The following is a 16,606-nucleotide window of genomic DNA, read 5'->3' on the forward strand; positions in this document are numbered from 1 at the left end:
AGCATAAAGGTGCCGCCTCTATGCTTTTATATTACCCACACTATTTATTTAAAAGAGATGTAATCACTGTGATTGCTTCATTTGAACCACCACAATCTAAAAAACTATCTTTCAGTTTTCGTATTCCATGCTTATACTTTTCATTTGAAAGAACATCGGTTACCGCTTCTTTTAACGTTTGCACATTAGCATTCTCTTTCAATAACCGATGCGCTGCTTCAAGCTCAGTTAATCTTTGTGCTATCATTGGCTGGTCTTTATCGTGTGGAATGATGACAAATGGGACATTAAAATGAATAGCATCGTGTACACTGTTCATACCGCCATGTGTAATAAAAACATCTGCTTCACTTAATACTTCTGATTGAGGTACGTATGGAGCAATTATAAAATTGTTTGGCGCTTCCTTAATTTTAGAACGGTCATTTCTATCGCCAATTGCCATTACAACTAATCCATTAAAATCTGAGAAAGCATCAATACATGCATTAAAGAATGGTTCGATCCCTTCAAGCAGTGTTCCCATTGAAATATAAATAACTTTCTTATCTTTAAGCAATTCAAGTGGAAACTCTACATTTGTTTTACGCTTTGAAATACTTGGTCCAATAAAAATGTTATTTTCTCCAAACAAATCGCTATTAGGTTGAAAATAGCGACTTGTGTACACAAGAGTAATATCTCCCTTGTTATGCATAAATTGAAGATTGTTTTTAGGCTTTACTCCAAATTCATGTTCCATTCGATATAGTAACTGTTCAGAAATTTCATCAGGTTGGAATGGTATTTCTGCATTAGGATGAAAAGGTAAAATCTCCAAAAATTCAGTAGGAATTAAAAATATAGGAGAAGAAACTACGCCTAGAATTTGTAAATACTCCTTTACTAACTCTCCAGCACCAAATATATCATAAATTACGAAATCAAAATTAATGCTTTCACATAATTGTTTCGTAATTTCTAATATATATAAAGAAGTTTGAACATGTACATGAAAGAAAGAGTTCAATCCATATGAAGTTTCAGTATCAATAGAAATATCCTTTAATAAATCTGGATGAGTATATACAGTAGCTCCCAAATCTTCAATTCTGCCTTTAAAGTGTTCTGTTGTAATATAGTGTACGTGATCCCCCCGTTCAGTAAAGGCTTTGACTAAACTTAATGTCGGGTTTACATGTCCCTCTGCTGGAAAATTAACCATTAAAATATTTCTCACTTCTTTCTCACTCCTTACATTTCAACGCTCTTAATAATCATACTGTAATGATTACCGTCAATCTTCCCCTAATAGTCCTAATATACTTGCTACTTTAGATTGATAAATAATTGTCAGTTATTTAATTAAAAAAGGCATCTACATAAGTAGATGCCTAACCGTGATAAGGAGTGTTCTGTGAGGTTAGAATAAGCTTTTCAGCTTGTCCTATGCTATCAATATATGATTTTTTTTATAAAACGTGAACAATTGATAGAATGATTTTACCTTTCTATCACCCATTTTGAATCTATCCCTAAATTAAACGACTCTAGTTTCTATATTATTTCATATGTTTTAACCTTCTTGAGAGCTATCTATTTGTAAAGTTTCTCCATTCAATCTCTTATTTTTCAATTCAAAATAAGCATCTAAAACTTCTTTTCCAATATCAGAGTTAATACCAGATTTATCATTCATAACCCACGGCACAACTACAGAGAATGCTACTTCTGGATTATCATATGGCGCATACCCTGCTAACGTTAAGTTATAACATTCTCTTCTCTCGCCCTTTTCATTTCTTCCAATATCACTTTCTCCACCGTAAACTGTCTGTGCTGTTCCTGTTTTACCTGCTGGTTTATAAGATGCTTTTTGGAACGCCCTTACTCCTGTTCCATCCCCTTCTTGGAATACCCTTCTAAACCCTTCTTTTACTTGATTTATATATTCCTCTTTCATATCTATTTTATTTAAAACCATTGGTTCTACTGCATGCACAACTTTACCAATCTCATCTTTTTGCGAAGTTTGCTCTCTTATTTCTTGAACAATTTGTGGCTTCATTCGATATCCGCCGTTTGCAATTGTTGAAATATACTGTACAAGCTGAAGTGGTGTATACGTGTCATACTGGCCAATTGAGTAATCTAATAAGAAACCAGGTTGATTATCTTTTTTACCTATTTGTCCAGCTGTCTCATTCGGTAAATCAATACCCGTTGGAACACCTAATCCGAATTGTCTAAAATAGTACCTCATTTTATCAAAGTATTCCTGTTTAATATTTAATGAACTATTTCTCACATAATCCACACCTGCAATTTTTAATGCTGTATGGAACATATAAACGTTTGAAGAGACTTGTAACGCTCTTAAATCATCAATATTTCCAAACTCTTTCCAAGACTTCTTCTCCCTAGTACCTTTAAACTTCATAGGTGCATCATAAAAATAAGTACCTGGTGTTATAGCTTTCGTTTCAAATCCAGTTAAAACTGTGGCACCTTTAACTGTTGATCCCAGCTCATATGAACTAGTCATTGTACCTAATGCATAGTCTTCAATTTCTGTTTTCCCGTCTTTTTCTATAAGTCTTTTGCCAGCCATTGATAATACTTGTCCGTTTTTCGGATTCATCATTACAACGAAAGCACGGTCCAACATGGATTCTGATCCTTTATATGCCTTTAATATTTTTTCTATACTTTCTTCTACCTTTTTCTGTAATTCCATATCTATTGTTAAGGTTAAGTTCTTACCGCTCTTTCCCTCAGAAATTGTTTCCGTTCTAATTGTAGTACCTTGTTTATCTGCAACGCTTCTTACTTCTTTTTTTGTACCATGAAGTACATCTTCATATTGCTGCTCGATATAACTTTTTCCAACCCTATCATTTCGGCTATAATCACGTACCAAGTAATAATCTAATCGTTCACTTGGTAATCCTTCATCGGAATTAGAAACATTTCCAAGAACGGATCGGAATAATCCATCATTCACATACACTCTCTCCCAATCAACCGACACGTCTACACCTGGGAGATTCGCCAAACTTTCACTAATTATAGTAAATTCCTTTTCACTAACGTCTTTTTTAATAATTTGAGGAGCCATTTGATAACCAGAAGTCATCTTACTTTTAATAGCTAACACTTTTATATCTTTATCAGTTAAATCCTGAAGATTTTTATCCGTAACTCGTTTTCTTTTTAACTCTTCAATTTTTTTATCTAAATTTTTCCCGGTAATATCTTTATCTCTGAACTTATTTATTTCTTTTTTAGATACTAATTTTTCGGTTAGTGTCGGGTTTAATTGCATCCAAAAATCTTTCTTATCCGTCTTAGTTAGTTTATCTATATCCTCTTGTGGTATTTCAATTATGTCTGCAAGTTGTCTTGCTGTTTTTAATATTTCTTCTGATTTTACACCTTTCATCTTTGTATATGTAATTGTACGTAAAGATTTATTATCAACTACTGGATTCCCTTCTCGATCAAATATTTTTCCACGCGGGACAGAAAGGCTTACGGTTGCATTTTCTCTTTTCTCTACTTCATTTTTATACGTCTCACCATCGATAATTTGTACTTTACCTAATTGTATGATCATGGCAGAAAATAATATAAATACACAAAAAAATAGAATATTTAAACGCATTGTTACTGCTCTACCACTTTTTTTCTCTTGTTTTTTCACCTTGTCATAATCTCCTCCTTACTGTATTTCTATTAATAATTGAATCTATATATTAAAAGTAATGCACATTTTCTATACATTACCTTGCACAAATACTAATATATTGATAAAAACTTAATAGAAATTAAAGCAAATCTAAAGAAAAGGTAAAGTTTTCTAAATTAAATACAAAAATACCCAATAACAAAAAGCTTAACTTTTCGTTATTGGGTATTTAATAATTTAAGAGTTAATAATTGAACGTATTGATTCTAATCTATCATCATAATTTGATAAAGGCTTTTTACTCTGAATTTTTGGCAAGTAAATCGTTACTGTTGTCCCGACACCAACCTCACTCATAATACTTATATTCCCTTGATGACTTTCAATAATTTTATAACTTAACATCAATCCAATACCGGTACCTTTTTCTTTCGTACTATAGAACGGTTCACCTAATCTTTTAATTCTTTCTTCGGGTATTCCTATTCCTTTATCAATTATACTAATAATGATACCATCTTTACCTATTTCTTTTATGTGAATTGAAATTCTTCCGCCATCTGGCATAGCTTCGATCGAATTTTGCAAAATGTTAATAAATACTTGTTTCAGTTGATTTTCTGAGCATTCAATGATTATATCTTTGGAATCTGTATATAATTCAACTTGAATATTTGTCATAATTGCTTTTGTATTTATTAATGAGACGACATTTTTAAATATTTGATAAATATTTTTCTTTTCGGTACTTATTTCGTCTGTTTTAGCAATCGACAAAAACTCTTGAAGAATCGCTTCTATTCTTTCAATTTCAGAAAGCATTAGATCAAAATATTTTTCTTGATCTTCTTTATTAATTTGGAATAACTGTATAAACCCTTTAATGACTGTTAATGGATTCCTAACTTCGTGAGCTACACCAGCTGCTAATTGACCGATTGCTGCAAGTGTATCTGATTTATTTAGCAATTCTTCTGTCTTTTTTCGCTCTGTAATATCCCGTACAATAATCATAATTTTATCATGCAATAAAGGTAAACATCTAGCTTCAAAGAAATCGATACTTCCATTAATTGTAAGTGGATATTCAATAATTGCATTTGTTCCTTTTTCTTTCACTTGACAAATTGCTTCTTGAAATTTTTGTGCTACTGTAGATGGTAATACTTCGTAAAACTTTTTTCCCATAAAAGCTTCTGCGGGTACGTAAAATTTTGTGGGGGATCCTGCTTTATAATCAATAATTGTTCCATCATCTTCTGTTAAGAAACATAAATCTGGTAAAGCTTGAAAAATTAATTCCAATTCAGACGTTTGTTGTTTTAATTTCTCTTCTATTGCTTTTAAATGTGTAATATCTACACCAACAGCCCAATAGCTAAATCCACTTACAGGAAACTGTTCTGATATATTGGACCACATTATCGTTTTAATTTCACCATTTTTACATGTTAAGCGCATTTCCCAATCTCTAAAATTCTTTCCACGAGTCAAAAATTTCTTTTGTATCTCATGACGATAATTATGATCAGGATACAGTAATCGAAGTGCATTTGGATTTCCAATTACCTCTTCCGCAGTATATCCTGTTACAATTTCACATTCGCGATTCCACAAAACAAAGTCTCCATTATAATCAAGCGCATCAACCATAACAGGCATGTTTTGTAAAATTGTATGTAGTTCCTCCTCTTTTCGAGTAAGTAACGTTGTATTTTTACTTTGAAAGCATTTCATTACTCCATCTATAATTAGATTTGAAAGCATTTCAAAGTATTTTTGGCAATTGAAAATTTCGCTTTTCTGAGACCATACAACAAAAGATCCTAAATATTGATTGTATAAAAAAATGGGGATTTCAATTTTGGGAAGTTTACATATTTTCTTTTCATTTATTCCAAATGAAAATATACATTCTTTTTCAGCATCAAGAAGTTGATGTGATATGTTGGTTAATTGATAAAATTGTTCTGCCATGGTTTCTATTGTACTCACATCAATAAGTTCCATTAGCCGCGCATTCATTCCTTTTTCACCTCAATATGTAAAATTCATACAAATTTAAAATTCATACTTCTCCATTATACGAAGAATGTGCCTATAGGTATATAGCTGAAGAATAATTATTCGAATAAATTTTATTTTTCAATTAAAATCAGAAAAGAATATCCGTCCAATTTAAAACTCTAATTAGTAAGTTTTATTCATCTCCGATTGACTATTATTCGATTCAATCATGATCTTCTTTGTTGCAAAAACTCTCCTTAACGTCCTTTCATTCGTTAAGTTTTGACATGGGTTCATACGCACTAGTAGCAGTATAAAAATACATTAAATATAAAGTTCATAAAATTTTCACAATTAGCATGAAAAATATAAACATTTATTCCAATATATTCTATATAATAAAATGTAATAAGGCTTCTATGAACCTCATAGAATACCTTACCCCTAATAAAAAGAAAAAAAGAATCTATTTAGATTCTTTTTTTCTTTTTATATTACATTACATATTTATATAAAGCATGTGCGACACCGTGTTCTTCATTAGTCAATGTTTCGTATTGACACATCGCTTTTATTTCTTCAACTGCATTTCCCATTGCAATTGATATATTTGCTTTTTCCATCATAGATACATCGTTCAGCCCATCACCTATCGCTACAGTATTTTCAACTGGAATATTTAGATGTTCTGCTAAAGTATATAATCCATTTCCTTTTTGAGCATCTCGGTGATTAATCTCTAAATTATGCCAATATGAAGATGTAATTGCTAAATCCGTATTATGCAGAAACGTTTCTTTTAACTTTTTTAATTTTTCCATGTCATAAGAAAATGGTAAAAGCTTATGCACGTGTATATCAGTTTCTACAATTGGTTTACAACTTTCTGCACTAAGAAACGCTGTATGTTCAAGGTATAATGCTGCGATCGTTTCCAACTTTTTCAAATCGATATTTTCATTTGAATTTTTCACATAATCGATTTCATTACGTACACTCTCTACTCCATAATCTGGTACGTACACACCTTTGTCAGTATAAAGCTGATAATATAAACCATTCTCTTCAAGATAGTTCACAATCTCAAGTGCTTGCATATTTTGAATTGGATATCGTTTCATCATTTTTTTATCTTTATATATAAGCGCACCATTTTCAGCGATAATTGGACACTCTAAATTCACTTCTAGCAACAATCGTTCAATGTCAACTATAGAACGTCCTGTACAAATTGCTACAACATGGCCCGCTTCCTGGCATTTTCGAATCGCTTCTGCATTCTCTTTACTAATCATTTTATTCCCCGAAAGAAGGGTTCCATCTAAATCAATTGCGATTAATTTCATTATTTCTTCACCACTTTCTATATATACACGAATTTATATTAAACGAAAGGTATCGTTTTCATACTGATTTCGTGAAGTACTCCTTATTTATAATTTATGAAAAGCGTTTCAGGTCAAGAAATAATTAAAAATAAAATCAGAAGCTTTTCTTTTTAAAGAAAAGCTTCTGATTTTAAACTATGAACTATAACTAATATATTTCGTCTCACACATGTACACATTCTTTTCTTCAGTCGGGACATATATTTTAAACTTTTCTAAACGTTTTCCGTAAACATGAATAGTGACAACGCTTTCATTTTCTGCTATTTCAAGAATATGACAATCAGCTGGTGGAATGACTTTATCTGTTTCTCCTTCTCCCAAATAAAGATTTCCTGTATGAGTTAAATAAACAAGTGAATTTTCAAGCTGCTTCGTTTGTATAAAGTTCTGCACCATTATTCTTCCTGTAAATACGCCTTCTACTCCCCATGTGCCATCATGATCATGTAAAGGAGTCGATTGTCCATCTTTCCATACAAGAGCTAATACTTCAAAGCGATTTAAAGGATCTTCATATAGCAAGTGTCGTGCATATTGAGCTGAATTCGCCTTCTGTTTTTCTAACGGAAGCCATGTTTTCTTTTCTAAAAGTTTTTCTAATAATTTTTCAATCCTACAAACAATTTGATCTTCTAATAAATTGCTATTTACTAAATCCGTTACAGCTTTAATAAATGTTTGGAACGTCTTACTTCCATTACATGTTAACATAAGCATCCTCCTCTACTCTTATTCACACACTTCCATACTAAATAACCCACTAAAATTTTACAATTGAGAAATAAAAAACAAGGTACAGTAGTACCTTGCTGAACAGTTTATTGAGTTTTTAAGCAGATAGGTAAGAATTTCAAAGTTTGTTCATTTTCCAATATACATTGTTCTAAATTGAACGATGGAGATAATGCTATCTTTTCAAAAGCATTTATAAAGGTAGTTAATGCAATCTCAGCTTCTAAACGTGCAAGTGGTGCCCCTAAGCAAAAGTGAGGACCTTTACCAAATGTTAAATACTTTTCATTTCCTATTCGGTGTATATTAAATTTAGAGGCTTGCGAGAACTTTTTCTCATCTAAATTTGCTGCACTTACCCACGCAACCACCATTTGATCCTTTTTCATTAAAGGGCCAAATATATTTGTATCCTCTGTAATTCTCCTAGCTAATGTAATGGGAAAACGATAGCGTAATACTTCCTCAATTGCTTTTGAAATTAATGTAGGTTCTTCTCTTAATTCTTTATATGTTCCTGGTGAATCCACTAAGAAACAGTAAAAACTATTAATAATTAAATTTGTAGTTGTTTCATTGCCAGCCGCTAATAAACCCAATGAAAAAGTAACAATTTCTTCATCAGTTAATCTTTCGCCTTCATATTCAGCTCGTATTAAATCTGAGATAATATCATCCGTTAAATGGTATCTCTTTTCCTGAACGATTGGTAGAAGATATGCTTTAAATTCATTTAGTGCTATCCCCTTTTCTACATCCAGATCATTAAACTTTTCTTTACTATACGGCATAAATAAAATATCAGACCATGCTTTAATTTTTTTACGGTCAGTTGTTGGCACTCCTAATAAATCGGATATGACGGTAACAGGTAAAGAGGCAGCAAACTGTTCAACGATATCAACTTCACTAAACTTTTCAATATCTTTTACAAGTTCATCTGCGATAGCCTGTATTCGAGGTTTCCATTGTTCTAAACTTCTTGGAGTAAATGCTTTAGAAACGATAGAACGTACATTGCGATGTTCTGGTGGATCAGTAGAATTAATATTGATTCGAGTTTCTAAAGGAGGGATTGAGAATTGTCTTCGCTCCCTTCTACTTGAAAACAGGCGATAGTCTGATAAAACACGATTTACGTCCTCATACAAAAATACATTCCAAACATCTTGCTCTTCATCATAATGTACGGGGTGATTATCCCTCATAAATTGATACCACTCATACGGATTCCACAATTCCTCTTTCGTTTTCAGCTTTGAAATTTCATGAACTAAAATCACATTTTCAGGCGAAGCCATAGTCCTTTCCTCCCTTTTCTTTTACAATAAAAGTGATAGGTCGGTAATTCAAAGTTGTATAATCTAACATATGTTATTTTAACATATACTAAAGGGGATTTTTCCTAGGAGAACTTGAGAAATAAATAAGGGGGATTTTTATGTATGTTGATATTTTATTGCTGGCAGAATTGACGTCAGGGCCAAAATATGGCTATGAAATTAAGAAAAATATCCAAAATCGGTTAGGAGAGAATTTTGAATTAAATCATAATATGCTTTATCCTTCTCTTCGACGTTTTGAGAATATGGGGGCTATAACGAAAAAGGTACATACACAAGTCGGTAAACCAAACCGAAATATATATGACATAACTAAAACAGGAGAAGAAATCTTTTCTGAAATGTTGCGCGAGTTTCCCGAAAAACTTGCGACAAACAATATAGAATTTCTTGTTCGTATCGCGCTATTTGAAAAACTTGATTATGAAGCTAGAAAAGAAATTTTAACAATACGCCAAGACATACTACATAAACAACTTACTGCTATTCAATCTCTAGATGCTAACTCATCTTTTATTACAGAAGTCATTGAATTTAGTAAATCACGTATCGAACATGAATTGCTCTGGATTACATCACTTATGAAGAAAATATGAAAAAATAAAAGAAAAGTTAAAAACAATGAATGAAAATGAGATTTATTATCAATACTATAATTAATAAAAGGGCAACCACGATTTGGCTACCCTTCAAAAATTTATACTTCCGGATCGAAAGTTTTGCAATCTGTTTCTTCTGTAGTCGATGCTTGTTTTCCTTTATGACTTACTACATAAATTGCGTCTGCGCTACATTTATTGCCGTTAGCCCAAAATTTACAATTGTTTACTTCACATAAAACGTCTTGTGCCATAGTATCACACCTCCTCGTTCTATTATCATTAACAAAATTCGGAGGTATGATACTCTTTGTTATGCATTTTTTATTCCATTTTTAGCTTTCTTAATGGCTCTATATGCCCTTGTACAATGGCATCTATATTTTCAGTTATTTTTTCAATATCAAAATGCCACCATTGAATTTGCAGTAATTCCTCTATTATTGTATTTGTAAATCGTTCCTTTATTTTATTCGCGGGGTTTCCACCAACAATTGTATATGGTGCAACGTCTCTAGTCACAACAGATTTAGCTGCAATGATTGCACCATCTCCTATTTTGATTCCGGGCATAATTGTTGCATCCATACCAATCCAAACATCATTACCTATGACTGTATCCCCTTTGTAAGGTAGATCAGACAAACTAGGTGTATGCTTCTCCCACCCATTTCCAAATATATTAAATGGATATGCCGAAAATCCATCCATCCGATGATTCGCTCCGTTCATAATAAAGGTAACTCCACTTGCAATACAACAAAACTTTCCAATAATAAGGCGATCTCCAAGAAATTCATAATGATGTAATACTCGATCTTCAAATGTTTCTCCATCTTTCGCATCATAATATGAATAGTCTCCAACGAGTATATTAGCTTTTGTTATTGTATTTTTTATAAATTGGACATTTTCATTTCCTTCAATAGGGTACTTAACATTGGGATTAGGATTCATTTTGTATAGCACTTCCTTTACCACTTATTTCACTTTCTATTGCTATCGTTGGCTTTAAATTGTATATAGGTAAAATAAACAATAATCCAATTATAAATAGGAAAGCCGTTCCTTCATACATCATACTTAATGAAAACATCTCCTTTAATGAGCCAGCAATACTCATCGTTACTACCATTGAACCGGTGAATAGTGGACTTAAAATGCCATTTACACGACCAATAAAATCTGTATCACTATTTTGAATAATGAGCGTATTAATACCTATTTGGATACATGGAAGAGCTAACCCACTAAAAAGTTGTGCTGTAAGTGTTACCCATAAATTTGTCGAATAACCTATAATACCAATGCCAATGGCCTGACCGAGCATACCGATAATTAACATTTTTTGCGGCGCAACGTTTTTTGCAAATACCATCGCTAAAGCACCGCCAACAATCATTCCTGCACCATTTACTGTTAATAACCATTGTAAACTCTCTTTTGACAGCCCTAACTGCTCAGTTACGATAAATATGCCTAATGGCTGAATTAAACCTATACCTAGTCCTGCTGCCATAAAACAAAGCCCTAGCAAAGTTAATGCTTTTTTCTTTTTCACATATTTAATACCATCAAGCATTTCCTGTAATAAAGTGATTTCTTTTTTCTCATTATCATTCTCAAGATCTTTCGGAAGAAATAACAACACAACTGCTGCAAGTAAAAAAGCGATACCTGTAATAATGATTGAAATATAAATTCCAAAACTATGAAAAATAAATGTTCCAAGAATCGGTCCTAACACCATAAATATCGCAAATATTGTTTGATAAATAGACATTGCTAATTGAATTTGTTCTGCCGATAAATGTTGTTTAAATAATTTCATTCCAGATGGTTGAGAAAACTGCGAAAGGATTGCAGAAATAAGCGTTACAAAAAATACGATTTTCCACGTTCCAAACATTAGAGTAATTAATACAGCAAATACTGAAATAGAACTTAACGTTTCACACCATATCATTGTCTTTTTCGGCTTCCACCTATCAGCAAACGTTCCACCAATAAAGGAAAAGATGAAAATTGGAGCAAACTCCGCCACTGAAATCATCGAAATAGCAAAAGCATCACCTTTTGTCATTTCCATTACGTAAAGTAATACCGCAAAGTTCCGAACCCATATTCCAATTTGTAAAAATAACGCTGAAGCTAAAATTCCCTGTACAAATCTATTCTTCAATACTTGTGATACCCCATTATTTTGTTTCATTTCTACATTTATCGACATAAAAAGGCCTCCTATTTCATGTTCTGAACAGGAGGCAGCACAAATCATATGAAAAGACTATATTTTTCGCAGAGCGAAATACATCCCTTTTCTATAAATGTACAGACTAATCCTATTCAGAAGAATATTTCGTTTTTTAACGAAGATCTCTTACAAATAGAATTAGTTGATCATTGGGATGTTTTCACCCTTCCGTTTCGAATTTAAATTACACATACATACTCTATGTAAATCATTTTCTATGTATGCATGTCTTACAATAAATATTCTAGAATGTTAATGGTAATTCCTCTAAAGAACGCATTAAATAATTACCTTGCCATTTGATTTCTTCTCGATTCCCTTTTATTTGTAGTTTAGGCATCCGATTGAATAACGTAGTAATAGCAATTTTTGCTTCCAACCTAGCAAGTGGAGCACCTAGGCAGAAATGGCTACCATGACCAAAGGCAATATGACGATTGTTCTCGCGAGTAATATCGAATACTTCTGGATTCTCAAATACGGTTTCATCGCGGTTTGCAGAAGCTAAGGCAATGACAACCATATCTCCTTTTTCAATTGTTTGATCGTGAATTTGAAAAGGTTCATCTGCCCATCTTGAAGTTGTAACCTCAACCGGAGAATAATATCGTAATCCTTCCTCAATTGCTGCATCAATTAACTTTGGATTTTCTTTTAATAACTGTAATTGATCCGGATTTTCAAGAAGTGCTAATACCGTATTTGTTATTAAATTTACCGTTGTCTCATGCCCTGCAACAATTAGTAACATTATCATTGAATATAGTTCCCGAGCGTTAAGTTTATGTCCTTCACTTTCTGCAAGTATTAAAGCACTAACCAAGTCCTCTTTCGGTTCTTTTCGTTTCATATCAACTAAATATTGAAGGTATGTAATAAACTCAGATAGTTGCTTTTCAGTTTCTTTTATTTCTTCTGGCGTTTCTGGATAAGCAATGACAGCATGCGACCAAATTCTAAATTTCGCTTGATCTTCTTTTGGAATGCCGAGCATTTCACTTATTACAATGATTGGTAAAGGAAATGAATAATCATCCACAAGGTTTAATGAACCTTTTCGCTCAACTTCGTTCAATAAATCATCTGCAATATCCTGAATTCTTCCTCCCAGTTGTGCAATCATCTTCGGTGTGAAAACTTTTTGCACAAGTGATCGCAGACGATTGTGGTTAGGTGGATCTGAATTTAACATGTGCGTCGTTAAATGATCACTATTGTCAACAGTAAGAAACACATTTAATGTTTCTTGAGAAAATACATTGGCAGGATCTTTTTTTAAGCGATTGTCTTTTAAAAGCGGCAAAGCATCTTCATATCTTGTTATAAGCCACTCTGCACCTAATTCTGTTTTATTCACAAATAAGATAGGTTGCATTTTTCGGGATTCTTTATAAATTTCATATGCATCTTCTTTAAACTGCGCTGAAGCTAAATTAATGCCATCCTCTATTCTTAGCCTAACTTTATTTTTCATTGACATTGTATTCCCTCACTCTCATTTGTTTTAAAAAAACAACCAACATATGCATTATACGCTAATAAAAACGTGAAAATTGTAACTTTTTAATCAAAACCTTACTTCGTATATTGAAAAATAAAAAAGTGAGAAAGTAAAATCGTTTCACTCCCTCACTTCTCTTTATGCGAAGCACATAAAATTACTAATTTGTTGATAGCGATAACTTACTTTACGACGACGACCACCTTGCCACGTGTAACCTGATACTCCGTTTCTTCTCACTTCAGTCGGAAAGAACCATAAGTCTCTTCCGAAAGGTCCAGGACGATGTAAACGTAAATAGCCCCACCTTCCTAAACAGTTACACATCCATGATTTCATATTACCTGGTTGTGCAGGAGAAGCAAATGTAGACGGTAACGACGGCGCTTGTGACGGAGGTGGTGACGTTGGAGCATCTTCCGCATCATCTGGTCTATAATCTTCTTGTTCCATATCTCTCACTTCATTTGTAGATTCATACCCGTAGCTTTGTGGATTATAATACATCGCTTGATCATATGGATAATTTTGTTGGTTATACATATTAACAAATCACCTTCTTTTCATTACCTTTATCATTCATATGTGATATGTCCTCTATGGGAAGCTTATGTATAGCCTAAATTCAACCAAAAATAAAGCTCGTATTTTAAAAATACGAGCTTCTTCATAAACGGAATAGATGTATTATTTTCTTAATTTCACACTATAGAAACGCATTTCATCTAATGAACCTTCAAATTCAAATACTTCTTGTTTAATTAATTCCTTTAAGCGATATTCTAAAAACGTATCGCCAACTGATTGCTCTACAAGACCAAGTGCTTCACCAATTACTCTAGGAGCTTTTAGGAATTCTTGATCAGCACCTATACTTTTCGCACATTCAATAATAAATTGATCAAAATAATTTTCTTGTACAGAACGCACTTCATTGTCTGTCCAAACTCTTAAAAATCCCGTACTTTTCGAGAGACTATCCCACTCATGTTCAAACTGCAGACGATTCTCTACAGTTAAATACGGCAATTTTACAAAACTTTTTTGAATTAGAGCTAAACTTTCAGGTGGTAACTCTCCTGTTCCACGAATAACATACTCTAGTTTTAATATTTCTTTACTTGCTTCAGATGTATTCATAACGCGAATATTTTTCTTATCTTTTAATTGCGCCATTACAAAACATAGACCTACATGTTCATGTGCGTTATCGGCTTTCCAAATTGTAATAGGCGTTTCACTAGGAATAGCGTATAGTTCTTTCATAGTTTCTAAAAACCTTGGTAAATACTCTTCTTCAAAATAATTTTCATAAGCATTTAAGTTGTTTACTAACCATTCCTGTCTTGCTAGTTGCCCTTCATTCATATGTAACTTATTTATCGGCCCAATTGAAAAGAATTCAGAAAAAGCAACAACCATCTCTTCCAATCGTTCTTCTTGACCAAGCATATGCTTTAAACATCCAGCTGTTGAATCATCAAATGCAATATGTACGTGTGAGACTTCTTTTACATTTCTTTTATAAGATGTATTACTCGTTAGTTGCTTAGGAATATCCATCAAATTTTTAATAGTATCTTCACTATAGTTTTCTTTTAATAAATTTAATTGGATTAGAATACTTTGAAGTAAGTGTTTTGCTTCATCTTCGTGCATATCCTCTACAGCATTTTTAATTTTATCTATCATGTAAACCCCTCTATTCATTTCAAAAATAACGTAGATTATAGTGTATCATTTAAGTGTTAATCTTTAAAAGTTTTTTAGTCAAATCATGTATTAGAAAGATTGCTAAATAACCTTTTGTAAATCTTTTTATTTAAATGTATAATTATATAGAAAATAAAAATATAGGAGCTATGTTTATGGAGAAAGTATTTCCTAATTATAAACATTATCTAAAAAATTGGAGATTTATATTTATTTGTATATTACCTACTATCGCCTTTTTATTTGCTTTTGATGTCATCTTTGAATTAATATTTCATCAAGATTTCTATTTATCTAACTTAATTTTTGCTATTATTTTATTTTTAATATTTATGAGCATCAAAGATATGTTTAAAATTAAAAGTTAAAGATCCGGATAAAGTGGGATAAAAAAAGAGCACCCTGCAATCAGATGCTCTCATGTGATAGAGGTTTTTCTGAGTATTAAGTAGGACACGAAGGTCTTGTCCCACTATCTAATATATGCTTGTACTTATTTTTTGTGCATGTACGAAGTATCACTATAAATTCTCCTCATAAATTCCTTGTACAATTAACATATTTATACATAAAAAAACATCCCCCGTGGATGTTTTTTTATGTACCGATTTTTAAGCTTCCATAAACTTAGCCGGTACACCAATTTTTTCAACTACAGAAGATATATTAGTAGGATTAATCATTACATTTTCAATACTAACTAATTTATTTTCTAATAGTCCATTCTCTGTTGTAATAAGTTCTTCAAACCGTTCTAAAGTCATCGAGAATTTATGTTCACTTCCGCCATTCATACTGACTTTTACATACTTCATCGTGCACCCGCCTTTCATAATAATCTATAATTCGATAAAAAGGCGCTTACATCCTTTTTATTTAATACTAGATTTTACACTTTTACACTTGCCAATTTACGTTTATATTTAATATGAAAAAAGCTGATACTATTTTTTATTCACATTATAATTGCTAGTAAAAATGATAAAGATAGAAATGCACAAAGTGGTATAAATAAAACAGTATCCATTCTAGCAAAACGCGTATCTTTTTTTCGTTTGAAGATACCAAAATAATGAAATTCACCTATTACTCTTAAAAAAAAACAACCATACAAACCCAGGATCCCATTTGAACAATAATATTAGGAAATGCGAAAGGAATAATATTTGTTTGTTGTAATAAAATTATTGCGGCCATACTTAGTAATAACGCAATGAACAAAGTCATCCCTGTACCTGGTGTAAATGCCTTTTCTCCAGCTTTTGTTGGAATGACACTATTTGTCGCCCACTTACCTCCAAAAGCCCAATAAACATGTAAAAAGCTAACTAAAAATAATATACAGACAGAAATATATGTAATAATAAACATTTTGTCCTCCTATTATTTTATTTAAGCC

Annotated in this window: 15 protein-coding genes and 1 pseudogene; 2 read left to right on the plus strand and 14 right to left on the minus strand. The window is 32.1% G+C overall.

The window, feature by feature from the left end:
- Positions 1-40 precede the first annotated feature (40 nt).
- The 6 genes from MR147_RS06945 to MR147_RS06970 form a co-directional block, all read right to left on the minus strand.
- Complete coding sequence (locus MR147_RS06945) at positions 41-1,219, minus strand: macrolide family glycosyltransferase (RefSeq protein ID WP_074610855.1); 1,179 nt, start codon at positions 1,217-1,219, stop codon at positions 41-43.
- 336 nt (positions 1,220-1,555) lie between these two features.
- Entirely contained in the window at positions 1,556-3,682 is a 2,127-nt protein-coding gene (locus MR147_RS06950; protein WP_242303858.1) for a peptidoglycan D,D-transpeptidase FtsI family protein, read from the minus strand.
- 222 nt (positions 3,683-3,904) lie between these two features.
- Positions 3,905-5,692: a PAS domain-containing sensor histidine kinase gene (locus MR147_RS06955; RefSeq protein WP_074610851.1), complete on the minus strand. Its 1,788-nt coding sequence runs from the start codon at positions 5,690-5,692 to the stop codon at positions 3,905-3,907.
- A gap of 476 nt (positions 5,693-6,168) precedes the next feature.
- Positions 6,169-7,020 carry a Cof-type HAD-IIB family hydrolase gene (locus MR147_RS06960; protein WP_242303859.1) on the minus strand — a complete coding sequence of 284 codons (852 nt, stop codon included), beginning with the start codon at positions 7,018-7,020 and terminating at the stop codon, positions 6,169-6,171.
- Between the two features lie 177 nt (positions 7,021-7,197).
- Positions 7,198-7,776 carry a cysteine dioxygenase family protein gene (locus tag MR147_RS06965; RefSeq protein WP_074610336.1) on the minus strand — a complete coding sequence of 193 codons (579 nt, stop codon included), beginning with the start codon at positions 7,774-7,776 and terminating at the stop codon, positions 7,198-7,200.
- 107 nt (positions 7,777-7,883) lie between these two features.
- Entirely contained in the window at positions 7,884-9,098 is a 1,215-nt protein-coding gene (locus MR147_RS06970; RefSeq protein WP_242303860.1) for a cytochrome P450, read from the minus strand.
- Between the two features lie 140 nt (positions 9,099-9,238).
- Here MR147_RS06970 and MR147_RS06975 point away from each other — a divergent pair, with 140 nt between their 5' ends.
- Complete coding sequence (locus MR147_RS06975; protein WP_074610341.1) at positions 9,239-9,736, plus strand: PadR family transcriptional regulator; 498 nt, start codon at positions 9,239-9,241, stop codon at positions 9,734-9,736.
- Between the two features lie 101 nt (positions 9,737-9,837).
- Here the strand turns inward: MR147_RS06975 and MR147_RS06980 are convergent, their stop codons facing one another.
- The 6 genes from MR147_RS06980 to MR147_RS07005 form a co-directional block, all read right to left on the minus strand.
- On the minus strand, positions 9,838-9,993 hold the full coding sequence (locus MR147_RS06980) for a DUF1540 domain-containing protein (RefSeq protein WP_000046091.1): 156 nt from the start codon (positions 9,991-9,993) through the stop codon (positions 9,838-9,840).
- Positions 9,994-10,063: 70 nt separating this feature from the next.
- A complete protein-coding gene (locus MR147_RS06985) occupies positions 10,064-10,696 on the minus strand; it encodes a Vat family streptogramin A O-acetyltransferase (protein WP_074610343.1) in 633 nt (210 codons plus the stop codon).
- Complete coding sequence (locus MR147_RS06990) at positions 10,686-11,969, minus strand: MFS transporter (protein WP_242303861.1); 1,284 nt, start codon at positions 11,967-11,969, stop codon at positions 10,686-10,688. Before MR147_RS06990 ends, MR147_RS06985 begins: the two co-directional genes overlap by 11 nt.
- Before the next feature lie 268 nt (positions 11,970-12,237).
- On the minus strand, positions 12,238-13,473 hold the full coding sequence (gene cypA, locus MR147_RS06995) for a cytochrome P450 (protein WP_242303862.1): 1,236 nt from the start codon (positions 13,471-13,473) through the stop codon (positions 12,238-12,240).
- Between the two features lie 159 nt (positions 13,474-13,632).
- Positions 13,633-14,037: a hypothetical protein gene (locus MR147_RS07000; RefSeq protein ID WP_242303863.1), complete on the minus strand. Its 405-nt coding sequence runs from the start codon at positions 14,035-14,037 to the stop codon at positions 13,633-13,635.
- A gap of 144 nt (positions 14,038-14,181) precedes the next feature.
- Complete coding sequence (locus MR147_RS07005) at positions 14,182-15,186, minus strand: DUF1835 domain-containing protein (protein ID WP_242303864.1); 1,005 nt, start codon at positions 15,184-15,186, stop codon at positions 14,182-14,184.
- 176 nt (positions 15,187-15,362) lie between these two features.
- Between MR147_RS07005 and MR147_RS07010 the strand changes: the two genes are divergently transcribed.
- On the plus strand, positions 15,363-15,575 hold the full coding sequence (locus MR147_RS07010; RefSeq protein ID WP_000416564.1) for a hypothetical protein: 213 nt from the start codon (positions 15,363-15,365) through the stop codon (positions 15,573-15,575).
- 243 nt (positions 15,576-15,818) lie between these two features.
- On the opposite strand, the gene MR147_RS07015 is transcribed toward MR147_RS07010, so the two are convergent.
- Both MR147_RS07015 and MR147_RS07020 read right to left on the minus strand, forming a co-directional pair.
- Complete coding sequence (locus tag MR147_RS07015) at positions 15,819-16,022, minus strand: hypothetical protein (protein ID WP_000878375.1); 204 nt, start codon at positions 16,020-16,022, stop codon at positions 15,819-15,821.
- Between the two features lie 140 nt (positions 16,023-16,162).
- Positions 16,163-16,578 (minus strand): annotated as a pseudogene (locus MR147_RS07020) (DUF3995 domain-containing protein).
- Positions 16,579-16,606: the final 28 nt, after the last annotated feature.

Origin of the sequence: Bacillus cereus group sp. BfR-BA-01350 (assembly GCF_022663775.1) — a bacterium.
Classification (GTDB): Bacteria; Bacillota; Bacilli; order Bacillales; family Bacillaceae_G; genus Bacillus_A; species Bacillus_A paranthracis.